This is a genomic window from Lysinibacillus agricola (assembly GCF_016638705.1).
In the GTDB taxonomy this organism is placed as follows: Bacteria; Bacillota; Bacilli; order Bacillales_A; family Planococcaceae; genus Lysinibacillus; species Lysinibacillus agricola.
This window is the reverse complement of record NZ_CP067341.1, coordinates 4,167,793-4,191,253: the sequence shown is the minus strand read 5'-3', so window position 1 is coordinate 4,191,253 and position 23,461 is coordinate 4,167,793. Positions and strand designations below refer to the sequence as shown.

Below are 23,461 nucleotides of genomic sequence, written 5' to 3'. Positions count from 1 at the left end.
TATAAAGCTATAAATTAAAAGGTCAAACTAAAATTCTTAGAAAGAAAGGCAAAAACGTTTATGCATAATAGATATTCTAGACAACAATTATTCAGCCCAATCGGAGAAAAAGGGCAGCAACTACTAAAACAAAAACATGTCCTGATAATAGGTGTTGGTGCTTTAGGCAGTGCTAGCGCAGAGGCTCTTGTGAGGGCAGGCGTAGGAAAGTTGACGATTATTGATCGTGATTATGTGGAGTGGAGTAATTTACAAAGACAGCAACTATATACCGAACAAGATGCGCTAGAAAAAAATCCTAAAGTAATCGCTGCAAAAAAGCGATTACAAAGTATTAACTCAGAGGTAGACATCCAAGAATATATTATTGATGCAAGTACAGAGCAATTAATACCATTGCTTGCAGATGTAGATATTATGGTGGATGCAACGGACAACTTTGATATTCGCTTTATGATGAACGATCTTGCACAAAAATATCAAATTCCTTGGGTTTATGGTTCTTGTGTTGGTAGTTATGGTGCTACATATACGATTGTGCCAGGTAAAACACCTTGTTTACATTGTTTGTTAGCAGCGATACCCAATACAGGGATGACATGCGATACAGTAGGAATTATAAGTCCAACTGTTCAAATCGTAGCAGCTTATCAAGTAGCTGAAGTATTAAAATTTTTAGTAGGCAATGCAGAGGCATTACGTAAAAGTTATTTAACTTTCGATGTTTGGCAAAATCAACACTATGAAATAAACGTTGAAAAAATTCGTAATCATGATTGCCCATCCTGTGGCAAAAATCCGACCTATCCATACTTGTCATATGAAAATCAAACAAAATTAAATGTATTATGTGGTCGCGATGCTATTCAAATACGTCCACCTAAACCGATTCACTATAATTTTGATCAGCTCGCTACCCAGCTTCGTCCGTATGGTGATATTCAACAAAATCCCTATTTATTATCTTGCCAAGCAGAAGATTATCGACTAGTGGTTTTCCAAGATGGACGAGTTGTCATTCACGGTGTACAAGATATACAAAAAGCTAAAACCATTTATTATCGTTTATTCGGATAAAGGAGTGTTCCAAATGTTAGAAAAAAGAAAACCAATTGCTGTTGCGGAAGCGGTTCAACGGGTCATGGAGTTTGCATTCCAAGAAAAAATAGAGATCGTTTCATTACAGCAAGCACATGGGCGTTTTTTAGCAGAAGATGTTGCTGCAGACCAAGATGTACCAGCTTTTGATCGTTCGCCTTATGATGGTTATGCTATTCGCTCAGTCGATAGTCAAGAGGCATGTTCAGTAAATCCAGTAACCTTTAAAGTAGTGGGGGAAATTGGCGCAGGCTTTGTATTTGAAAGAGAAGTCAGTTATCGAGAAGCGGTGCGCATTATGACAGGAGCTCCTATCCCAAAAGGATGTGATGCAGTCGTTATGCTAGAATTAACGCACACATTTGAAGAAGACAATCAACCATATATGTCGATTAAACGCTCTTATGAAACAGGAACAAATATTTCCTATAAGGGAGAGGACGTTCAAAAAGGCGCAATTCTTATTGAAAAAGGACAATATATCAATCCAGGTGTTGTCGCCTTACTAGCTACTTTTGGTTATGATCAAGTACCAGTTTTTCGAAAACCAATCGTTGGTGTTATTGCAACAGGAAGTGAATTACTAGAACCAAGTGATGCTTTGCAGCCAGGAAAAATTCGTAATAGTAATGCCTATATGATAATGGCTCAAATTGAACGTGCTGGGGCAACCGTCCAATATTTTGGTAAATTTAGCGATGATCTAAATTTATGTATTCAGGCTGTAGAAAAAGCTCTTGAGGAAGTAGATATATTGATTACTACAGGAGGAGTATCAGTAGGTGATTACGATTACTTACCTGCCATTTATGAAGCCATTGACGCACAAGTACTGTTTAATAAAGTGGCAATGAGACCAGGTAGTGTAACAACTGTTGCGGCTCGAAATGGTCAATTATTATTTGGACTTTCAGGTAATCCATCAGCTTGCTATGTTGGTTTTGAACTATTTACACGACCAATTATTCGAACGGCATTTGGTAATAAGCAACCACATCTACGTAGAGAGCAGGCTGTTTTAAATGCGGACTTTAAAAAACCGAATCCGTTTACCCGTTTTGTGCGTGCTAATGCTTCTTACGAAAACGGTCAATTAGTGGCAGTTCCTTCTGGTTTTGATAAATCTAGTGCGGTTTCTTCCTTAGCAGAAGCCAATGCTTTTATTGTATTACCAGGTGGATCACGTGGATACGAAAAAGGAATGCAAGTAGTTGTCTTATTGCTAGAAGATTTGCAAGGAAGTGAGTGGCCATGGGGCAACATCGAAAAATCTTACAAATCGTAGGCTATCAAAATAGTGGGAAGACGACGTTAATGGAACAGCTCATTACACAAGCAACTATTGAAGGTTTTCGTGTAGGAACGATCAAGCATCATGGACACGGTGGTATCCCTATGCTAGAAAGTTCAAAAGATAGTGTTCGTCATGAGAAGGCTGGCGCAAGTGTGACAGCAGTTGAAGGGGAAGGTACTTTGCGTATGAGTATTCATCAAAGTAACTGGCAGCTTGCTGATATACTAGCTATTTATGCATCTATTAATATGGATATCATTTTAATTGAAGGCTATAAAAATGAACACTATCCGAAGGTTGTTCTTTTGCGACAAGCGGAAGATCAATCTTTGCTTCAAAAAGTAACCAATATCGTCTGTGTTCTTTATTGGCCGACATATCCACTAGATCAACCGTTAGATTATCCAGCTTTTTCAATTCATGAAAAAGCACAATATATGGACTTCATAATGAAAGAAATGAGGAGAAAATCATGACTACATCGTTGTTTGAAATCATTGATAAACCAATTGATGTTGAAGAAGTTAGACAAAAAGTAACAGATCGAAATGCTGGTGCAATTACTATTTTCATCGGAACAGTACGTGAAATGACGAAAGGAAAGAAAACACTACATTTGGAATATCAAGCCTATCCAGCTATGGCCATTAAAATGTTTGAACAAATTTCTAAAGAAATACAAGCACAATGGCCAGAAGCGAAAGTAGCCATTACGCATCGTGTTGGTCATTTAGAAATTTCGGATATTGCCGTAGTCATTGCGGTTTCATCACCACATCGTAAAATAGCCTATGAAGCCAATGAATTTGCTATTGACCGTATTAAACAAATTGTGCCTATTTGGAAAAAAGAGTATTGGGAAGATGGCACTGAATGGATTGGTGATCAATTAGAAAATGTCCCTTATCCAAAAGGCAATCCATCAATCAGTGAGGAGGGGTCTTGTGATTAACATATTACTATTTGCTCACTTACAAGAAAGTATCGGTGAGTCAAAATTATGTGTAGACCTGTCAGATCGTACTGTTGGACAAATTAAGGAATGGATGGAAATTCAATATCCACAAATTAATTTACAACATGTCATGACAGCAGTAAATGAGGAATTTGCAAAAGATGCAACGGTTGTAGAAAAAAGGGATACAATCGCCTTTATTCCACCAATTAGTGGAGGGTAAAAAGAAAAGATGTAGTTGATACAGTTTAGTTTGTATCGACTACATCTTTTACTTTATTTATCCCGCATTTACGGGCAGTTAAACTAATAATCAATGGGGAATGAAGAAAACCCTACTGATTATTTTATACTTTCATTAAATGAATGCACAGAAGCATAAGGAAGGAAATACCTATCATACAAATCACCCATGACCAAGCGAGTGACATGTTACCTGAACCAATCGCCATATAAATAGCAAGTGGCGTAGTTTGCGTTTTGCCCGGAAGGTTTCCGGCAAACATTAAGGTCGCACCAAATTCACCTAATGCTCGTGTGAAACTTAAAATTCCACCTGACACAATGGCCTTCAATGCAAGTGGAATAGAAATAAAGAAAAAGACTTGCCATTCGTTTGCACCATCAACACGTGCAGCGTTCTCGATGTCCTCATCAACAGATTCAAAGCCAGTTTTTGCCGATTGATACATTAAAGGAAATGCAACAACAGTAGAGGCAATAACTGCTGCCCACCATGTGAACATAACAGGTTGGTTAAAAAGCCATGAAATCAAGTTACCTAACACACTGTTTTTGCCAAAAATAATAATTAGAAGGAAGCCTACTACAGTAGGAGGCAATACCAATGGTAAAAGTAGTACTGTTTCAAGAAATAATTTTCCTTTGAAATTGCGTTTCGCCATCCATTTACCGAATAGAATACCTGCTACTATCACAATTATTCCTGCCACAAGTGCAATTTCAATCGAAAGTTTAAGAGGTGACCAGAAATCAGTACTCATCTATTAATGAGCTCCTTGAAAACCATAATTTTTAAATACTTTCATCGCTTTATCACTTTGTAAATAGTTATAAAAATCTTCTGCTTCTTTTGCATGCTTACTATCTTTAATAACACCTACAGGATAAATAATGGGTGTATGTGTATCACCTTTTGCTGTAGCAACGACATTGACTTTTTCTGATACAAGGGCATCTGTTTTATAAACCAAACCTGCATCAACATTTTCAGTTTCTGTATAAGTAAGAACTTGTCGTACGTCTTTTGTATACACTACTTTTGATTCTACATTTTCCCAAAGGTTCATGTTTTTCAATGTTTCTATACCGTACTTCCCAGCAGGAACCGTTTCAGGTGTACCAACGGCAATCTTATCAGCTTTCGTTAAGTCTTCAAATGATTGCATATGTTTTTCATTTTTCTTAGGAACGATTAATACTAATTCGTTAGCTAAAAGGTCCGTTCCTTGTTTTTTGTCGATTACCCCTTTTTGTATAAGCTCGTCAAACTTATCTTCTGCTGCTGAAAAGAAAAGATCAACAGGAGCACCTTCTAAAATTTGTTGTTGTAAAGCACCAGAGCCACCAAAGTTAAATGTAATTTTAATATTATCGTGTTCATTTTCATACGCTTTTTGAAGCTCTTCTAATGAATCTTGTAAACTAGCTGCTGCAGAAATCGTTAATTCAACTGGTTCATTTGTTGTTTTGTTGTTGCTTCCTTGGCTACCACAACCTGCTAAAATGCCGACTAGTAGTAACAATGAAGCTAATAAACTATAATACTTTTTCACTTTGATTATACTCCTCTTTATAACTCGTTATAACAAGACATAACTAATTATAATGAGTTATGTCTAAAAAAGAAATACCAATTTGCTAGAAACGTTCAAGATGTTAAAAATATCATAATTACGTTACTATAGTAATCAAGTGAAGCATAGGGGGAGATTTTTTACATGTCACATGAACATTCCTATACGATTGAAGAGGTTGCTCAATTATTAAAAGTTTCGAAATTAACGATTTATGATTTGGTGAAAAAGGGAGATTTACCTGTTTTTCGTGTAGGTCGACAAATGCGTGTGGATAGAACCGATTTACAATTATATATACAAAAGAGCAAGACTGGAGCAACTCCTACTTCGTCTACTGCATCGACTACTCTTACGACAAAAAACAAAAAAATTATTATAAGTGGGCAAGATTTAGTATTGGACTTATTAGGAAAATATATAGAGAAAAAACATTCAAAGAAAGTATTACGCTCACATGAAGGTAGCTTTAATGGTGTTATGGCGATGTATAATGGAGAATGTGATATTGCTAGTTTACATTTGTACGACGGTGATACAGGGGACTATAATACGCCGTATTTGAAAAAGATTTTTGTGAGTCACTCTTATATTCTCATCAATCTGATTTCTCGCCGAGCAGGCTTTTATGTTCAAAAAGGAAATCCATTGCAAATTCAATCATTTGATGATTTTAAGAGCAAACCACTAAAATTGATGAACCGTGAAAAAGGTTCAGGTGCTCGTACTTTATTAGATGAACAATTACGCATTTACCACATATCTCCATCCTCTATCGAAGGGTATAACGAAGAAGAAATGAGCCATTTAGATGTAGCTTCTGCTGTGGCAAATGGGCATGCAGATATTGGAATAGGCATTGAAAAAATATCTAAACTCATAGAGGTTGATTTTATACCACTTATTAGAGAACGTTATGATCTTGTCCTATTAAAAACACCTGAAAACCAACAACTGATTGAATCGGTGAAAGAGATTTTAAATTCACCAGATTTCCAATCAGAGGTAGTCGCACTAGGAGATTATGACGTTACTCAAATTGGACAAATTATATATGAAACACTTTAACTTCTTGCAGCAGTTATTTTCTGTAGCGAAAGTGAAACGGCCATTCACGACAATACAGGTTGTAGAGGATTTATAGGCAACTGCAATGTACCTTGCAGAAAAGTATTTTAGTACCAAAAGCTTATCAAGACGGCTACTTTACTACGTATTTTAAGACAAACTTGAAAAAAAGTTTATGATTTGATCACTAAATCGGCGGATTAAGAAAAGTGTAAATGGACATAAGGTAAACATGAAAGAAAGCTGGTTTTGCTGTACTAACTGGGCGATTATTCAATTAGAGTAATCGCCTCTTATGCTAATGGAGCAGGTTAGTGAAAGACTGAATTTTTTTAATTTTACTTTTGCACTAGACAAATACGATTTTTTATCATATAGTAAGTATAATAAAATCGTTTGCAAGGGAACAATAAATTCACATATTACAAAGAGTAATCGTGTTTTGTTTGATGCTTTTTGTAATATGTGAATTTTTTTCTTTGAAGAACTATGATTTTATTTAATACAATTAATGGAGGTCATTTAAATGACACAAGGTACAGTAAAATGGTTTAACGCAGAAAAAGGTTTCGGTTTCATCGAAGTAGAAGGCGGAAATGACGTATTCGCTCACTTCTCAGCTATTCAAGGTGAAGGTTTCAAATCACTTGAAGAAGGTCAAAAAGTTGAATTCTCAGTAGAAGAAGGCCAACGCGGACCTCAAGCTACAAACATCGTAAAACTTTAATTTTAATGATGTAACCATAAAAAAAAGGCATCCTTTCATTAGGATGCCTTTTTTTATGTGAAAAAGGAAGTGTGTGGTATGGAAAAATAGAGAGCTGCAATCAGCGGATTAATTGGCACAACTATTAACGATCACCTATCTGGATGAGAATAATGGTAAAAAACATTATCAAAAACAAATTACGAAATATGAGTATGAGCGTTCGTATACAAAGATAAAATAAATTTAAAAGATAGCGAAATGTTTTATAAAGACCAAGATTTCATGATGTATGAAACTCTGATTGATGATTTCGATATATTATTTTATTGAAACAGTAAGTAAATGAAACGATGACAGATGAAGGGATGATAAAATAATTCATTCATTCATATAAAGAATAAGCCTAGTTACTCAATGTATTTTGAAATTTATTATTAATAGTTCAGACGTATGATTGATGTAAATGTGTGTGTTTTTTTATATTATTTCATAAATACATATGAAAAGGAGAATGTTTAAATGATTAAAGGATTATATGAAGCCCATTTACCTGTCAGTAATTTAGAAAACTCTGTTGAATTTTATAAAAAGCTAGGGTTAAAACTTGCATCTAAAAAAGGAAAAGTGGCTTTCTTCTGGATCGTTAAAGGAGAAAGTTGGTTAGGTTTATGGGAAAACGATACTGTTCAATTAAAGTACCATCCTTCTATCCGACATTTAGCTTTTAAAATTGATGAAGAAGATTTTGAACATGCGAAAGAATGGTTGAACTCCATTGGAATCGAAATTCGAACAGAATTTGGCCTTACTGCCGAACATCAACCTCTAGTACTATCAAACCATCCTCATGCGCATGCTGCACTCTATTTTTCAGACCCAGATGGTAATTCATTAGAATTAATTACACCATTGAGATTAGATGATGTTGAGGATTTTAATGAGATGTCCCTTGAAGAGTGGAGAAAACGTTAATTGATTACAGCAATCCTCCCAACACCTGAGAGGACGAAGTATTAAGGATGCCAACACTTAAAAAACACAAGTAGAGGAATTACTTTTAAACCATATAAACAATTGACAGGTACTCATTAAATAGTGCCTGTTTTTTTATGCGATTAACATAGCCACTCAAATGGAAAATTAAATCCAAAAATAAAATGGTTAATATCATTAAAATTGGAACTTAAATTTAATTTAAACGTATACAGAGTAAGGAACATAAAATTTAAAGGGGAGGGGTTTATATGAGTAGTAAAAATATAATTATTATGATAGTAGCACTTATTGTAGAAGTTGTTATTACGTATTTTATTGCTTCATTTTTCTCGGTAAGATTTATCGAAGTAATGTTTTTCACTGGTATAGCTTTTGCTGGGGGAACGTTTTACTTTTCAAGTAGTGGTGGAGCAATGACTAGGCTCTTTGCTTCTCAAGCTAGTGGGCGAACAGGCATTATTCAGAAAAGAGAACAGTTTACTTATAAAATAGGTCCGATATTTACTGCTTCCGTTATATTCTTTTTAATTGGATTAGTATTCTTTCTCCTACTTATTTCGGGAATAATTCCGCCGCAAAACTAATTTATTGTTAAATCAGGTGTATTTATTAACCATTTTTATCCATCGTAATTAATTAGAAGGCTCTGATTTCCGCTACGGGCTACTCGCCTTCCTGCGGGCGAGCGTCGAGCCGCTTCCTCCGCTACGTTGCCGCTGACACTGCGTTTTCGCGCAGATAAAACAGTAGCCCTACGCTACAATCAGTTAAAATGGACATACATTAGCAAAATAGCAACAAAAAAATCTTTTTATCACTCAATAATAAACCTATATTTTCCTAATCAACACGCTTGTTGTTAAATAGTTCTTAATCAAAAAACAGGATTGTTAGTTGAATAAACCATAAAAGTACCACTCTATGTGATGGCTAGTCTTAATTGTTTCGAAAAAACGTATATTCGGATATAAGGCATACAAAGGGGGTCATCCTAAGAGTGGGGGTATTGTGCGGAGATAAAAAAACCACCTAAATAAAAATGGCTGTAGACAAAGTTGCATTTGACTTTGTCTACAGGCTCTATAATAATGATTAATCGCTTAGCATTGCTTTTAATGTTCGTTTTTGCCAGCCTAGCTTGAAGTATGCGTACTGTAACACAAAATGTACGCAGAAGGTAATAGGATAAGCTATCCAAACACCATTTAACTCGAATGTAGTGTAGTGCGATAAAATAAACGCCAATGGCACCTCGACTACCCAAATTGCAATGACTAGGAAAATCGTAGGCCATAAGACAACACCTGTAGCTCGCATTGTAGCCGAAACGGTTTGTGTATGGCCAAAAATTAAATAGCTCCAAAATGCGATATATAAATAATTCTTTGCGATAAGTACCGTATCCTGTTTATCAATAAAGAAAGATAAAATAGGCTCCGCAAATAAATACATAATTAAAATAATAGCGCCGCCTAAAATATAGTTAATAAGCACACCTAATTGACGTATTTTTTTAATCATTTCCGTAGAGTTAGCCCCTAAAGCCTGCGCAACAAATACAGATGTTGCAATAGCAATACTCATTGCTGGCACCTGTGCATAGCTAGCCACCTGATTGACAACACCGTAAGCGGCAGTAGCATATGAGCCGTAGACGTTAACGAAGCCAATTACAGCAATTTCCGCTACAGAGATCGCAACCATACTAATGCTCGATGGAATGGCTAACTTTAATAATGAAGCTAAAATATCCTTCTTTAATTTAAAATGCTGCAAAATCGATTTGTCTAAGCGCAGAATATGCTTTGTTTTATGCAGGTAAGCAAGTAATAGTAACATCGTCACCAGATTGGATAAAACAGAGGCGTAGGCAGCGCCGTTTAAGCCAAACTCAGGCAGACCAAACCAGCCAAAAACTAATGGTGGTAGGAATGCGATATTTAAAATAACGCTTATGACTAAAAATAAAAATGGCGTTTTAGAATCACCGACACCACGCATAAAGGTTGTGTACACCATATACCAAAACATAATCGGTAGCGTGAAAAATAAAATTTGTGCATAGCTAATACTCATATCTAAAATATTTGCGGGTGTTTGCATAAAGCGTAAAATCCACTCAATGAAAAAGCCACCAAAAATCGCGACAATAATCGATAAAATCGTCGTGAAGGCTAGGGTTACCCCTACAACCTCCTTCATCTTCTCATGATTACCAGCCCCATAGGTTTGCCCTACTAAAATCGAGCTACCTGAGCCAATCCCAATAGCAAATGCCATTAAAAAGAAGAAGAACGGAAAGAATGCTGAAATTGCCGCTAGCGCATCGACTCCTAAATTGCGCCCAACTATAAACATGCCAAAGACTTGCCCAAGTGATTGCAGCACATTCGCTAGCATAACAGGGATTAAAAAGTTAAAAAAAGCTTTTTGCAGTTTTTTATCATCATGTAAAATTTGTTGGTCCATTTTTATGCCCTCTTGGGTTTTAATAACCCATCTCTTTTAAAATATGTGATAACGTGCGTAGGCGTTCGCCAATTAGTTCACCATCCGCGCTTAATGCTTGATTAAAGAGCTTAATGTCCTCTTTAATTTGTTCATTTTCCGTACATACTTCCACTGTCATTGCATCTCCCTGCAAGCCAACACGTTTAATAACAGGGTTTTTTTCATCATATAAATGATCGTAGCGATAAGCTTCCTTAAAATAAAGCTGAGACTCACATACTAAAATAGCGAGGTCAAGTACGCGATGAAGCGGTAGTTCCTCCGATTGACGTGACCATTTACCACCTGTGTGACGCCACACCTTAGCAGAAATATCAACCTTGCCTCTGTCATTCCATTGAGCTAAGCCAAGTGAAAGCCCCTGTGCATCTGTATGATAAGCAGTACGCCCATCAATATTGGCATAGTTTTCAGCAACAATAACAGGCTTATGCTTTAAATGTGTAGGTATTTTCATCAATTAAAACTCCTTGTTAATTTAAATTTAGTAATTTAGTAAATTACTGCATTAGTAAATATAACATTGGACAAATTCAGAAGTCAATTTTTGTGTGGGAATTTTTTTATCATGGATCACATAAATAAACCGGTTATAAAGGGAAAACATCAAGATAATCTTCGCAACATAAATAGGAGAATCACTACTGATTTGTTCGAAAGAATTTTTTTGCAGGCCAAAAACGTTATCTTGCAAGACTGCAATGATAAAAGGGGATAGCTACTACGATTTATAGAGAGTAGACCGAATTAATTAAATTGGCTAAAATGGTAATTGATTTATATAATGGAAAGTTAATTAAGTAGTATTCTTTGAATGCCGAAAAAACGAATGAAAGAGGGCAATAGAATGAGGATCCAATCTACAAATAATAATTACATAAATACGATTAAAAAAGATGAATTAAATAGACTATCTCCAGATTTATTTTTAGACAAAAATAAACAGGAAAAAGCGAAATATGAAATTATAAGAGAAGATGGTTATATTCGTCATTATGTAACAAAATTAAATGGTGAAAGAGTAATGATTAAAGAAACCAAATTACCAAAGGGACAAGGTACAGATCAAAGCACAGGCGAGATGTCCGACGTGTTGATAGATAACTTATTAAACCAATTTACAAAAACTTTAGATCATCAAACATCTGATGAATTATCGAAAACAGGATTAGCTGGACAGAAAGCTAAAGAAAAATTAATGTTAGCTTATCAAAATTCGATATAGTTACGTTTTAAGGAAAATTAAAAAAGGGTAATTTAGGTGATTATTTATGCAGTTTAAAAAGCGTTTAGGTTTATATATATCAGCTTTGTTAGTCGTATTACTTGTAGGAATTGTTTTCAAAAATGTATTTATAAAAGAAGCAACAGTTAATCCGATAGTAGAAAATGAAGATGGAACAAAACAGCTTGTTTTTGATGCAAAATTAACACGATTAGACGAATCATCAACAACATTTAAAGAATACAATGGAAAAGTCCTAATCGTTAACTTTTGGGCGTCTTGGTGTGGACCTTGTCAAGAAGAGGCTCCTGAATTAAAGGATTTTTATAATAATAAATCTGAAAATGTTGAGCTGTTAGCAATCAATGCAACTTCTAAAGATAGTAGTGAAAATGCCATGAAATTTCAAGAGTCATACAATTTGAATTTCCCTATATTTCTTGATTTAGATGGTACACTTCAAAAATCATTTGAAATATTGGCTTATCCAACAACTTTTATATTTGATTCTAAAGGTATATTAAAGTACACGATAAAAGGATCGATTAATCAAAAAGAATTAAATAAATATATTGAAAAACTCTACTAAAATCTGTATCTATCTCAGGCATTTATGGTCCAGCTAAAGAGGAGTGGGCAATTTTCGGTGTAGAAGCTCCAGAAATATAAAACTAATTAGGGTGAGGATATAGTGAAAATAGCAATTATATCAGATATTCATGGAAATAAAGATGCATTAAAAGCAGTGCTACAGGATATAAAATATAGAAATATCGATAAGGTTTATAATTTAGGTGACACTCTATATGGACCGCTATTCCCGTTAGAAACATTTGAAATGATAAAGAGTATAGATATTAAAAGTGTAAGTGGAAATTGTGATCGGATATTATTACAGTCTTCATCGGAAAATCCAACCGTTCAATATGTATTAGACATGCTCACGGAAGAACATAAAAACTGGTTACTAAACCTGCCATTTTCAATTCAGACAGATGATTTTTACTTTTGCCATGCTTCACCGGAAAATGATGAGCTGTATATGTTGAATGAAATTACTCCAAATGGTGTTACTTTAAAACAGACAGAAGAAATAATGAATTTAGTAAAAGATATTCCTCAACATATTATTTTTTGTGGTCACTCCCATTTACCAACGATTGTTTATTTACCTAATAACAAAATCATTATTAACCCGGGCAGTGTCGGTTTGCCGGCTTATGAAGAAGTCGAACCGTTTTATTATAAGATTGAATCAGGCACACCATTTGCGAACTATACAGTTGTAGAAAAACGGAATGGTGAATGGATTATTGAGCAGTTGAGCATCCCTTATGATACTACGGAAGTTATTAAACGAAGCGAAGATCAAAATAGATCTGATTGGGCCAGAGCATTAACATGTGGAAGAGTTTAAAGTGGAATTTTTTAAGTTAAAGGACTTGTTGATAAATCATAAAAACAAGTCCTTTATTTTATCATCTTAAATACTGTCGTGAGCTTTGTCTTTCACTGTAATTACCTTTAGTAGGTTCTTCTTTTGGATTAATAAAATAACGGAGGCTTGAACCGTCATTGCTACAACAAGCAAAATGAAATGTGAATTGTGGTAGAAATTTAATGAAAGAAAATAAAATATTGGTGCAGACGATAAGTACGAAATATATTGGTTTTTAGTTACTAAATAAATAATAGTTGAAATACAAGTTGTCACCAATAGAAGTTCAAATAAAATCCCGATTGAAGCACTATCAATATAATACTGTAAATCGTTTACATAGGACATATTAAAAAGTTCCCCCTATTTAGATGAAATATTTAACTAAATTGTAACACATTAACAAATTTGATGTATAGGTAATAATAGGGGATATTCGGGTGATAGAAGAGCTAATGAGCTATTTGAAGCTCTGGATATAATAGAATAAATACGTATATTATGATTGCCTACGAAGCGACAGCGACAAAAGCGCCCAGTCGGAACGGAAATCAACCACACGTTATGGTGAGGGGCTAAAAAAAGAGACTTCCACTGATAACTAGGAAAGTCTCTTGAAATTTAATTATAGTTCTTCCTGGAAATAAATCTTATAGAATTTTCGATTTGTAGATTCATCGTATCCTACTTCAATTAGTTCATCCACTTGGTCGATATCCTGTACATTCACCTGGATCTCAATATTAGAATCGAGTTTAATTTTACGTTTATATTTTTTTTCAGCTTTTTCAAGTGCACTCTCAGAAATTACGGTTTCATATGGTTTTACCGAATTTATAATAATATCTTTTTGTGTTGGTTCAGCATTATCAAATACTGTTTCAATATAATTATTTACTTGAAATTCATCTTCATTTCTAAAGTAATCAAGCGTTTTATTTAAAAGACCTAGTTTTTCAGTATTTGTAAAGCTCTCTTCTTTTAAAATATATTTTTTGCATTCAGTTAATGCTAAATTCGTTTTGTAATAATGTTCATCAGCTGCTTTAATCTTTAAAAATCGTTCTTGCCAGTAGACAATATCTTCTTTCCTTTTCGTTTTCATAAAGACAGCAGGTGCCTCATCTGTTCCCATATCTACGATAATGGCCATATTATTAATTTTCTTCACGTTAATTCCATCAATGCCATTGACGACCATTTTGTTGTGGTCATTTTTTACATCTAAAAACATTTCTTTTTCATCAATTTTAACGATGGCGATTATTTTTTTAGCTTCTGTAGCTAGAAAACAATTGTCAAATAATCCAATAAACAATTCGCCACTTTTAATGTTAGGATGTTGAGATACACTATGTAAGTGTTTAGCAATGTTGATTGATTGTTCAAGGAAACTAGTCTCCTGATCAAATATTGCCCTCACATATGTGTACACCTCGTTTAACCCGATGTCTGTTTCATGAAAAAATTCGAATTGCTGCTCCAAATCGATTTTGCTAAACGCTAGCTGTGTAAAAGCTGCCTCTAGCATGACCTCTGGCTGTGATAATGATTCCTCACCTAACACGAGTGTATCGTCAATAAAATGTAAAATATATTGTGATAACTTACTTTCACTTACTTCTAGCATGTTTTCCACCTTCTAAAATTTCATTGTAGATAATATACCATATCATAACCCTCGCAACATTTTCATATATTTTATTTTTACGAATAATAAAATAAAAAAGAACAGTGAATAAATGCATTTAAGAGATTCTTTGGGTCGCTTGCTATAGGAGAGGTAATTATATTGGATTTTCAATTAATTGGTGGATTCCTTTGAAATTGGCTCATCATCAAAAGCTGTGGATGACATTTGTTAAATCAACCACACGTTGTGGTGATGAGCTTTGAAATTGTAGGGTCATTACCGTAAATTGACATTGACGATAGCTGAAGTATACTGGGATTAAACGGAAATGGTGCATGAAGAAATCAACGAAGAGAAGAGGTCTTGAAATGCTCTATAATATTAAACCAACAGCTGTAGTAAGCAATAGTCGAAAAATGATTGAAGACGACAATTGGGGTGGCATCATTTCTACTATTGAATTGACAAAAGATATTCATGAATCGTCTTTAAAGGGGATTCATGATTTTTCCCATTTAGAAATAATTTTTTAATTTGATAAAGTTGCAGATGAAAAGATCCAATAGGAAGCGAGGCATCCAAGAAATAATAAGGACTATCCAGAAGTCGGTATTTTTGCACAAAGAGGTAAAAATAGACCTAATAAAATAGGTGTAACGGTTGTACCTAGAATTAAAGGATAGAACATTAATCGTTAAAGGCCTTGATGCTATTGATGGAACACCAATCATTGATATAAAACCTGTAATGAAAGAGTTGTTACCAAAAGGTGAAATAAAACAGCCGCATTGGGCAACTGATTTAATGAAGAATTATTGGGAGTAGTATATGTACATGAAAGACTGGACAATCTATTAAAATTTAATTGTTAAGGAGTAATCATTATGTTTTTAAATCTACATATTGAAACTGAGAGACTAGTAATTCGTCCATATGCTTTAACTGATTTGGATGAGTTATATGCAGTCGTTTCTGAGCCTAATTTTTATCAATTTATCCCAGAGGATGTGCCAAGCCGTGATGATGTTCAGCGAGTAATAGAGTGGTCCATTCGGTGTAACCAAAAAAATACGCCAACCCAGATATATAAGCTTAATCTAGCCATTTTGGATAAGGAAAGCCAAACGTTAATAGGCTATTGTGGCCTTGGTCCAGATGATGTTAAAGAAACTGAGATTGAAGTATATTATGGTATCTCTGAAGCTTATAGAGGGCAAGGAATAACATCTGAAGCAACAAAAGCCTTAATGAATTATGCATTTTATGAGATTGGTTTACCTAAAATTATCGCTGTTGTTCATCCTGAAAACGTGGCATCTTTACGAATAGTAGATAAACTGGGAATGAACTATGAATATACGTATAACAATCTTAATCCGACACTGAAGGATTTTGAAGGCTTACTTCATTATTCTATAGAAGCTAAAGCATTTCAATGAGGTAAATAAATGTATAGAGCGAACAGATTCTAACTTATTTATTAGTCCCTTTATATTGGTTATGTCTAATTTAATATGGCTCATTACAAAAAGTTAGAGATTACATTTATTAAAGCGTATGCCATGTATATTTTTTACCTAACATCCTAAATTAATGGTCCTCGTTTGTTAATAATTATCGTGTAAGTGCATTGTTGCCATAAGTACACATTGTTTGTATATCTATATTTACATTGTAGGTTTTCAGCTATATTTTTGAAGTTTGTAATTTTAGCGAGTATAAAGAGGACGATAGAAAAAATGGTTGGAAAAGAAATAGGATTTGGTTATCTACGTGATAAGATTGAAAGTCGTGGTTTTACAATCGGAGGAAACTGGGAATATCAAAAAAGGAAGTTTCGATTCGGTGTTATGGAAAGAAGGCAGAGAAACGATTTATTTACGAGTACCCTTATTGTGACAGAAGGGGAATTAGATTTCTATGATGCACAAATACGCGTCCAAAAGCCATTTGTAATCAAGGATGTTACGAATGTTGGATTAGATTATGATGAAGGTTCATTACTTGATGCAACTGGAGCTAGTCAATTTCAGGCACCGCTTGATAAGGATGGTTATATTCATGACAAAAGCAAGTGGGTGAGTTTTGGTGAGCAGGTAGTCCGAAAAAAAGTACTTCCATTTTTTTATTAGTATACATGAGGAATTTGAAGTAGTTTAGATAAATATTTATGTTAAGCCAAAATAATTTATATCTTTTATCCTTAATACAATTGGTACGTTATAATCAAAAACTAAAAATGTAATTGTCAGAAAAAAATACCAAGATTATAATAGTGACAATTAATCCTACTTTAAGAGGTGAGTTAATGGAAAAAGCAGCTAGTGATGATTTTCTTAATTCCTACCAAAAATTGCAGCAGGAACGACTCATCGATCGAAAAGAAGAGTATTTAGAGGTGCTGAAAAAAACAAAGGCAAAAGGTGAAATATTAGGGTTTGAAAGTATAGTGGAAGAGGCGTCTAAATGACGTCTTTTTCTTTTGGAGTTCACAGTTGATGTTTATGTTCGTAACTAATGTGTCTCTGGTGAAATAGTGTTTTTAGTAAAAAGAAAGGGTGAGAAAGTTGAAGAAAGCCATCATTCCAATATTGCTAACAATGCTCCTGTTCGGATGCTCTGCAACTAAGCATAAGCAATCCGAGGATCATGAAAATGCTACAAATTTACCTAGTCCTAAACTTGAAGTCATTGCAGACAATCTACAAACACCATGGTCTATTCAAAAAAGTGGAGATGCCTTTTATTTAACTGAGAGGCCAGGGAACATTGTAAAGATTACAGATAGGGAGGTGGAAAGACAACATGTGGAACTTAGTAAAGAACTTTCTACTGCTTCAGAGGCTGGGTTATTAGGATTTGTTCTTGCTCCAGATTTTCTTGAATCTAAAAGAGCATATGCGTATTATACGTATGTTGACGATACTAATCAATTTAATCGTATCATCACTTTAACGCTACAGGATAACAAATGGAAGGAAGAGCGTTTGCTAATTGATCGTATAAATAGTAGTTCTTATCATCATGGAGGTAGGCTGAAAATAGGTCCAGATGGCAAACTTTATGCAACAATAGGCGATGCGACGCAACCAACTTTAGCACAGGACTTGTCTGTACTAGAAGGGAAAATATTACGCTTAAATTTAGATGGAACTATTCCAAGTGACAACCCCTTTCCAAATTCATATGTGTATAGCTTTGGACATCGTAACCCACAAGGATTGGCGTGGGCGTTAGATGGCAAAATGTACGCGAGTGAGCACGGCAATTCTGCAAATGATGAAATTAATGAAATAGAAAAAGGTCAAAACTACGGTTGGCCAATTATTGAAGGTACCGAGGAACAACAAGGGATGGTCGCTCCACTATTTACATCTGGAAATAATAATACTTGGGCTCCGTCCGGAATAGATTATGACAAAGGAAAATTGTATGTTGCAGCATTAAGAGGAGCGGCAGTTTTAGAATTTAATGTTGAAACGAATGAACAAAGGGAATTAGTATCAGATCTTGGCAGAATTCGAGATATATTCGTAGATGATAAGTTTCTTTATTTTATAAGTAATAATACAGATGGACGGGGAAACCCTCGGACAAATGACGATAAATTGTATCGAATTCCATTGTGATATAATGAAAAAAACGTTGAATCGAAAGGGAGAGGACTATTTTGACTTCAAATTATAAAGAAATTGCAGTAGCAATTGACTTTTCTGAACAGTCATTGAAAGCATTTGAACAAGCAATTGAATTAGCACTACAGCACGATGCAGCTTTAAAGTTAGTTAACGTCATCGATACAAAATCCTTTGGGGCAATTTCAGCCTATGATTTAAAATACGCTGAGGAATTGAAAAAAGAGAACATAATTAAAATAGAAAAGCTAAAAAAGACAGGATTAGAAGCAGGGGTAATTGAAGTTGAAGCTGTAATAGAAACGGGTTCTCCGAAAGGGATTTTAACTCAATTACCTGGTGTTAGCTTAATCGTATGTGGAGCTACAGGTTTGAATCGGATGGAAAAAATGGTACTAGGTTCAGTTGCGGAGAGAATCGTCCGACATGCTAAATGTGACGTTCTAATTGTTCGTTAAAAGGGTCATAAAAAGGTAAAAGAATCTGCGTGCGTGAAAGCAAGCAGATTCTTTTTCATAGTATTATACGATTACTGTTCAATAGTAGTTGCGTTATCGATAATCTCTTGTGGGATATCGATTGTTTTTAGGTTATTGAATTCAGTATATGTTACAACTGTCTTCGTTTTTGATGAAAATTCCTCATCTTCCACTTTTATTTTCAAATCCATGTTCACATCTATTTTATTTGTATCAAAAGTTTCTTTATCAATGTATAGTACGTAGTCCATTTTATTAATCGTTAAATTATCAAGAGGATTTTCTTGAAGGTTAAGATCTTTCATCGATTTTTCCATTTCAGAATCGATTAGCTCTTTAAATTTATCGCCCTTTGCGTCTAAAGTTAAGACATATGCATCATCTGTTTGTTCGAATTTAAAATCACCGACAAACTTTTTAAGTTGTTCTAATTGTTCCTTAGCGTTTGCTGCTGATGAAGTCTCCTTTAAAATCGAATCGAAATCATCGCTTGGTAACTTTAACCATTGGTTGGAAGTTTCGTCTTTTACGAAAATACCTTGATCTTTATTCATGTACATTTCAACTGACGCTTCATTATTTTTATCGCCTTCGTCAAGCATATCTGGCGCTGTTGTTGTCATTGAGAAGTGCATACCCAGTGGGTCGGTAACTACATCCACGTCCATTTTTGTATCGCTGGTAAATGACTCTGCTTTGTCACCTGACCCCATTTTTGCCTCTTGAGTCACTTCCGCTTTTGCACTCGCACTTTTAATGTCTTCCTGGCGTTTCACGGCTTTGTCATACACTTGCTCTAAAGAGAGGTCACTTGTTTTAGTTGTACCTTTCGTTGGGCTAGCGCTACTGTTACAAGCTGCTAGAGTTAGTGCTAGTGCTCCAACACTTAAAACTTTAAAAAATTTGTTCATTACTTTCATCTCCTATTCTTGGTAAAAAAACAATATCTATTAGTATACATTACTATAAAAGGAAAAGTTTCATTATTTATTAAAAAATACTAATTCAATTTTAAAATAATAATAAATGCCCAATTTATACCTTTATTTATAAGCCTTCCCTCACGCTAAGTAACAAGAAAAAGTAGTCCATGAATAATATATGACGATCAATAAATTCGTTGTTAGCTATTGTAAAACATAGCAATGGCGCTGCTATAAAAGGCAATAAGCCATCGCTAGTAGATCAGTTTTTTTGCTATAGTGTTCAAATGGTTTTGTAATGTAGCAAAGAAGTAGCTCAGCTAATAGCTAATCCTTTGCAGCAGCAAACAAAGCTTATGTACTGATTATGAAAAGCGTTTTGTAAATACTTTCTGACAAGACTGGGGTTTTCAAAATAATAGATTGCCAATACAAACTATTAAAGATCAGAGCAGAGATTGTTATGCTTTTATAAGTAGAGAAGGGGATAGAGTTGACGCATTGTACGAGGCGTTAGAAAGACTGGCATTTGTAGAGCTGAGTCTGCTTTGTATTTAATATCGAACTATTCAAGTTGATAATCATTTAATTGAAGAAAAAGTTCAGGCGTGTTGATTAGGAAAAAATAGGTTTATTATTGAGCGATAAAAGGAGTTTTTCTTGTTGCTATTTTGTTAATATATTCCCATTTTAATTGATTGTAGCCAGTAGCTGAAATCAGAGCCTTCTAATTAATTGGGATAGATAAAAATGGTAATAAACACACTTGGAAAAAGTTATTTTACAAAAAGAAAAAGGCCGAGAAAATGATATCGTTTTCTCGGCCTTTTTTATCAGTTATAGCCCCAGATCATTGCGAATAATGTTCCTAGGATTGTAACAACACCTACGAATACTGAATATAAAATCGTTGTATATAACGTTTTCTTGTCTTCAGATTCACCGATGTGCATGAATAATACTAATTGTACAGTTGCTTGTGCAAGAGCAGTCACTAGTAAAATACCAAACGCCATATTATATGACATGTCAAATTTAACAACAGCTAAGGCAATGATTGTTAGTAACAGTGAGAAGCCGAAGCCCATCACATGTTGTTTTGGGAATAATTCCTTCATCAGCTAATCAGTCCTTTCAAGTAGACGAAGCTGAAGATGAAAATCCAAACAACGTCTAGGAAGTGCCAGTACAGTGAGAAGATAAACGCTTTGTTAGCCGTTTGTGGGTTTAAACCACGACTTGCTACTTGGATTAAAATTGCAACGCCCCAGAAGAAACCGAATGTTACGTGGGCACCATGCGTACCAAGTAAAGTCATTAATGCCGATAAGAATGCACTTGTTGTAATTGTTGCACCTTCATCTACATAAGTGACGAATTCATCGATCTCTATACCTAAGAAGCCAAGACCAAATATAAGTGTAATGATGAAGAATGTCATCATCGCCTTTTTATTGCCCAAACGCATAGCATGTATACCAAGACCGATTGTAAAACTACTTGCTAAAAGTAAAAATGTTTCTAATAAAACTGGTGTTAATTCGAAAATCTCAGCGCCAGTTGGACCACTACCAGTACGTGTCTGAAGTGTGAAATACACTGTAAATAATGTAGCAAATAATACAATCTCGGCGCCAAGGAAAATCCAGAAACCGAAAATTTTCAGGCGATTTTCCTCTGTACTATATTCTAATGGAAGTGAAGAATCGATTTTCATATTATTTATCACCTCTCAAACTTTTCTCAGTTGCCATAACTTCTTCAACTGAAATGTATCGACCATGATCTTTTTCAAATGAACGATGAATCATAAAGCCGAATACACCAATCATACTAATGATGGCTGGAACCCATAGATTAAATACAGCGAAAAATGCTGCAAGGAAGAAGAATCCGCTCATCCAGAATGGTGTGCCAGTGTTGTTAGGCATGTGAATCTTTTCAATTTTACCGGCTGTAATATCGCGACCTTCTTTTTTCGCGAACCAGTATTCATCTAAACGTGTAACAGTTGGAACTACTGCAAAGTTATACTCTGGTACTGGAGAATGAGTAGCCCATTCTAGCGTACGACCATCCCAAACATCTGCTTTTTCATTACGTGGCATATGTTTCCAGCTGTAGTAAATGTTATATACGATTAACGCAAAGCCGACAGCAAGACCAAGTCCACCGATGAACGATAGCATGTTCAATGGACCGTAGCCAGTTGACTCAGAGTAAGTGTACATACGACGAGCGTAACCATCCAAACCTAAAATGAATAGTGGGAAGAATGTTACGTTAAAGCATACTGCGATAAACCAGAAAGCAGTTTTACCTAGTTTTTCATTTAAACGGAAACCGAACATTTTTGGCCACCAGTAGTGGTAACCTGCAAGTACACCGAATACTGTACCTGGAATTAATACATAGTGGAAGTGGGCAACTAAGAACATCGTATTATGATATTGATAGTCAGCACTTGCCATTGCAAGCATTACCCCTGTAACCCCACCAATTGTGAAGATAGGAATAAAGCCAAGAGCATAAAGCATAGGAGTTGTAAATTGAATTTTACCGTGTCTCATTGTGAGCAACCAGTTAAATATTTTAACCCCTGTCGGAACAGCGATTGCCATTGTTGTAATAGAGAATACGCTGTTTACCATTACACCGTGACCCATTGTATAGAAGTGGTGGGCCCATACTAAGAATGATAGTAACGAAATAACGACCATACTCATAACCATTGATTTATAGCCGTATAAGTTTTTACGTGCAAATGTCGCAATGATTTCAGAGAAGATACCGAAAGCAGGTAGGATAACGATATAAACCTCAGGATGTCCCCAAACCCAGAATAGGTTGGCCCAAAGCATATCCATACCACCATTTTGCATTGCAAAGAATTGTGTACCGAATTGACGGTCAAGCATCATTAATGCAAGTGCTACAGTTAACACTGGGAATGCAAATACGATAATAACGTTCGTAATTAAAATTGACCAAGTGAACATTGGCATTTTCATTAATGTCATACCAGGTGCACGCATTTTAATGATTGTTGCGATAAAGTTAACACCAGTCATTAACGTACCAATCCCTGATAATTGTAAAGCTAAAGAATAGTAGTTGTTCCCAACAGATGGACTAAATTCTATCCCAGATAGTGGGAAGTATGCTGTCCAACCAGCATCAGGTGAACCACCAATGATAAATGATAGGTTTAGTAACCCGCAACCAGCTGCAAATAACCAGAAGCTGACTGCATTTAGACGTGGGAAGGCAACGTCACGTGCACCAATTTGCAGTGGGATAACAATGTTCATTAAACCAATTACGAATGGCATAGCCATGAATAAAATCATTAATAAACCGTGTGTTGTGAAAATCTCATTATAGTGTTGTGCATCAAGAAGTCCATTATCAGGAACTGCCGTTTGTGCACGCATTAACAATGCATCGATACCGCCGCGGAATAGCATCAAAAGTGCTGTAGCGATATACATAATACCGATTTTTTTATGGTCAACAGTTGATAGCCAGTTTTTGTAGAAATAGCCCCATTTTTTGAAATATGTAAGGCCAGCTACAATAACCACTGCTCCAACTACGATACTAATAGCTGCCGCTAAAATCATCGGTTCTTGCATAGGATGGAATAATTCTTCCATACTCATTGGATGCGCTCCTTTCAG

The 23,461-nt window shown here is 35.0% G+C and carries 27 protein-coding genes and 1 pseudogene; 18 read left to right on the top strand and 10 right to left on the bottom strand.

Features of this window, described 5'->3' with window-relative positions; all coding sequences use genetic code 11:
* Positions 1–60: 60 nt before the first annotated feature.
* From FJQ98_RS20940 to moaD, 5 genes are read left to right on the top strand one after another with little or no spacing between them, the layout of a single operon-like run.
* Positions 61–1,077, top strand: a complete 1,017-nt coding sequence (locus FJQ98_RS20940) for a thiazole biosynthesis adenylyltransferase ThiF (protein ID WP_201406532.1) — start codon at positions 61–63, stop codon at positions 1,075–1,077.
* Positions 1,078–1,090: 13 nt separating this feature from the next.
* Positions 1,091–2,383, top strand: coding sequence for a molybdopterin molybdotransferase MoeA (locus FJQ98_RS20935; protein ID WP_053596702.1), 1,293 nt, complete (start codon positions 1,091–1,093; stop codon positions 2,381–2,383).
* Positions 2,350–2,868: a molybdopterin-guanine dinucleotide biosynthesis protein B gene (mobB, locus tag FJQ98_RS20930; protein WP_053596703.1), complete on the top strand. Its 519-nt coding sequence runs from the start codon at positions 2,350–2,352 to the stop codon at positions 2,866–2,868. Before FJQ98_RS20935 ends, mobB begins: the two co-directional genes overlap by 34 nt.
* Positions 2,865–3,344, top strand: coding sequence for a molybdenum cofactor biosynthesis protein MoaE (locus tag FJQ98_RS20925; RefSeq protein ID WP_053596704.1), 480 nt, complete (start codon positions 2,865–2,867; stop codon positions 3,342–3,344). Before mobB ends, FJQ98_RS20925 begins: the two co-directional genes overlap by 4 nt.
* Positions 3,337–3,570, top strand: coding sequence for a molybdopterin converting factor subunit 1 (moaD, locus tag FJQ98_RS20920; RefSeq protein ID WP_201406531.1), 234 nt, complete (start codon positions 3,337–3,339; stop codon positions 3,568–3,570). The genes FJQ98_RS20925 and moaD overlap by 8 nt, the downstream gene beginning before the upstream one ends.
* Positions 3,571–3,694: 124 nt before the next feature.
* Here the strand turns inward: moaD and modB are convergent, their stop codons facing one another.
* Both modB and modA read right to left on the bottom strand, forming a co-directional pair.
* Positions 3,695–4,351: a molybdate ABC transporter permease subunit gene (gene modB / locus FJQ98_RS20915; protein WP_053596706.1), complete on the bottom strand. Its 657-nt coding sequence runs from the start codon at positions 4,349–4,351 to the stop codon at positions 3,695–3,697.
* A 3-nt stretch (positions 4,352–4,354) separates the two neighbouring features.
* On the bottom strand, positions 4,355–5,143 hold the full coding sequence (modA, locus tag FJQ98_RS20910) for a molybdate ABC transporter substrate-binding protein (protein ID WP_053596707.1): 789 nt from the start codon (positions 5,141–5,143) through the stop codon (positions 4,355–4,357).
* Between the two features lie 165 nt (positions 5,144–5,308).
* On the opposite strand from modA, the gene FJQ98_RS20905 reads away from it, so the two are divergent.
* From FJQ98_RS20905 to FJQ98_RS20890, 4 genes are all read left to right on the top strand, one after another.
* Positions 5,309–6,232: a helix-turn-helix transcriptional regulator gene (locus FJQ98_RS20905; RefSeq protein WP_053596708.1), complete on the top strand. Its 924-nt coding sequence runs from the start codon at positions 5,309–5,311 to the stop codon at positions 6,230–6,232.
* Positions 6,233–6,758: 526 nt separating this feature from the next.
* The gene (locus tag FJQ98_RS20900) at positions 6,759–6,959 is read left to right on the top strand and encodes a cold-shock protein (RefSeq protein ID WP_053596709.1); all 201 of its coding nucleotides are present in this window, start codon (positions 6,759–6,761) and stop codon (positions 6,957–6,959) included.
* Between the two features lie 501 nt (positions 6,960–7,460).
* Positions 7,461–7,913 (top strand): VOC family protein, encoded by a 453-nt coding sequence (locus FJQ98_RS20895; RefSeq protein WP_053596710.1) that lies wholly within the window; start codon positions 7,461–7,463, stop codon positions 7,911–7,913.
* A 272-nt stretch (positions 7,914–8,185) separates the two neighbouring features.
* Positions 8,186–8,521 (top strand): hypothetical protein, encoded by a 336-nt coding sequence (locus FJQ98_RS20890; protein ID WP_053596711.1) that lies wholly within the window; start codon positions 8,186–8,188, stop codon positions 8,519–8,521.
* A gap of 508 nt (positions 8,522–9,029) precedes the next feature.
* Here the strand turns inward: FJQ98_RS20890 and FJQ98_RS20885 are convergent.
* Both FJQ98_RS20885 and FJQ98_RS20880 read right to left on the bottom strand, forming a co-directional pair.
* Positions 9,030–10,406 (bottom strand): MATE family efflux transporter, encoded by a 1,377-nt coding sequence (locus FJQ98_RS20885; protein WP_075807333.1) that lies wholly within the window; start codon positions 10,404–10,406, stop codon positions 9,030–9,032.
* A 19-nt stretch (positions 10,407–10,425) separates the two neighbouring features.
* Positions 10,426–10,905 carry a DUF6530 family protein gene (locus FJQ98_RS20880; protein WP_053596713.1) on the bottom strand — a complete coding sequence of 160 codons (480 nt, stop codon included), beginning with the start codon at positions 10,903–10,905 and terminating at the stop codon, positions 10,426–10,428.
* A 390-nt stretch (positions 10,906–11,295) separates the two neighbouring features.
* On the opposite strand from FJQ98_RS20880, the gene FJQ98_RS20875 reads away from it, so the two are divergent.
* From FJQ98_RS20875 to FJQ98_RS20865, 3 genes are all read left to right on the top strand, one after another.
* Positions 11,296–11,673 (top strand): hypothetical protein, encoded by a 378-nt coding sequence (locus FJQ98_RS20875; RefSeq protein WP_053596714.1) that lies wholly within the window; start codon positions 11,296–11,298, stop codon positions 11,671–11,673.
* 46 nt (positions 11,674–11,719) lie between these two features.
* Complete coding sequence (locus FJQ98_RS20870; protein ID WP_053596715.1) at positions 11,720–12,262, top strand: TlpA family protein disulfide reductase; 543 nt, start codon at positions 11,720–11,722, stop codon at positions 12,260–12,262.
* A gap of 102 nt (positions 12,263–12,364) precedes the next feature.
* The gene (locus FJQ98_RS20865; RefSeq protein ID WP_053596716.1) at positions 12,365–13,090 is read left to right on the top strand and encodes a metallophosphoesterase family protein; all 726 of its coding nucleotides are present in this window, start codon (positions 12,365–12,367) and stop codon (positions 13,088–13,090) included.
* 66 nt (positions 13,091–13,156) lie between these two features.
* On the opposite strand, the gene FJQ98_RS20860 is transcribed toward FJQ98_RS20865, so the two are convergent.
* A complete protein-coding gene (locus FJQ98_RS20860; RefSeq protein WP_053596717.1) occupies positions 13,157–13,459 on the bottom strand; it encodes a hypothetical protein in 303 nt (100 codons plus the stop codon).
* A gap of 277 nt (positions 13,460–13,736) precedes the next feature.
* Entirely contained in the window at positions 13,737–14,741 is a 1,005-nt protein-coding gene (locus FJQ98_RS20855) for a nucleoid-associated protein (RefSeq protein ID WP_053596718.1), read from the bottom strand.
* A 371-nt stretch (positions 14,742–15,112) separates the two neighbouring features.
* Here FJQ98_RS20855 and FJQ98_RS20850 point away from each other — a divergent pair.
* From FJQ98_RS20850 to FJQ98_RS20825, 6 genes and pseudogenes are all read left to right on the top strand, one after another.
* Positions 15,113–15,569 (top strand): annotated as a pseudogene (locus tag FJQ98_RS20850) (SAM-dependent methyltransferase).
* A gap of 59 nt (positions 15,570–15,628) precedes the next feature.
* Positions 15,629–16,183, top strand: coding sequence for a GNAT family N-acetyltransferase (locus FJQ98_RS20845; RefSeq protein WP_053596719.1), 555 nt, complete (start codon positions 15,629–15,631; stop codon positions 16,181–16,183).
* A gap of 300 nt (positions 16,184–16,483) precedes the next feature.
* Positions 16,484–16,876 (top strand): YugN family protein, encoded by a 393-nt coding sequence (locus FJQ98_RS20840; RefSeq protein WP_075807334.1) that lies wholly within the window; start codon positions 16,484–16,486, stop codon positions 16,874–16,876.
* Positions 16,877–17,052: 176 nt separating this feature from the next.
* Positions 17,053–17,214 (top strand): hypothetical protein, encoded by a 162-nt coding sequence (locus FJQ98_RS20835; RefSeq protein WP_198926934.1) that lies wholly within the window; start codon positions 17,053–17,055, stop codon positions 17,212–17,214.
* 97 nt (positions 17,215–17,311) lie between these two features.
* Positions 17,312–18,373, top strand: coding sequence for a PQQ-dependent sugar dehydrogenase (locus tag FJQ98_RS20830; protein WP_053596720.1), 1,062 nt, complete (start codon positions 17,312–17,314; stop codon positions 18,371–18,373).
* Positions 18,374–18,414: 41 nt separating this feature from the next.
* Positions 18,415–18,837: a universal stress protein gene (locus FJQ98_RS20825; protein ID WP_053596721.1), complete on the top strand. Its 423-nt coding sequence runs from the start codon at positions 18,415–18,417 to the stop codon at positions 18,835–18,837.
* 71 nt (positions 18,838–18,908) lie between these two features.
* Here FJQ98_RS20825 and FJQ98_RS20820 read toward each other — a convergent pair whose 3' ends face one another.
* The 4 genes from FJQ98_RS20820 to qoxB all read right to left on the bottom strand — a co-directional run bounded on the left by FJQ98_RS20820 (position 18,909) and on the right by qoxB (position 23,443).
* Positions 18,909–19,769, bottom strand: a complete 861-nt coding sequence (locus FJQ98_RS20820) for a DUF6612 family protein (RefSeq protein WP_053596722.1) — start codon at positions 19,767–19,769, stop codon at positions 18,909–18,911.
* A gap of 845 nt (positions 19,770–20,614) precedes the next feature.
* Positions 20,615–20,899, bottom strand: coding sequence for a cytochrome aa3 quinol oxidase subunit IV (gene qoxD / locus FJQ98_RS20815; protein ID WP_053596723.1), 285 nt, complete (start codon positions 20,897–20,899; stop codon positions 20,615–20,617).
* Positions 20,899–21,498, bottom strand: coding sequence for a cytochrome aa3 quinol oxidase subunit III (gene qoxC / locus FJQ98_RS20810; RefSeq protein WP_053596724.1), 600 nt, complete (start codon positions 21,496–21,498; stop codon positions 20,899–20,901). The genes qoxD and qoxC overlap by 1 nt, the downstream gene beginning before the upstream one ends.
* 1 nt (position 21,499) lies before the next feature.
* Positions 21,500–23,443: a cytochrome aa3 quinol oxidase subunit I gene (gene qoxB / locus FJQ98_RS20805; protein ID WP_053596725.1), complete on the bottom strand. Its 1,944-nt coding sequence runs from the start codon at positions 23,441–23,443 to the stop codon at positions 21,500–21,502.
* Positions 23,444–23,461 lie beyond the last annotated feature (18 nt).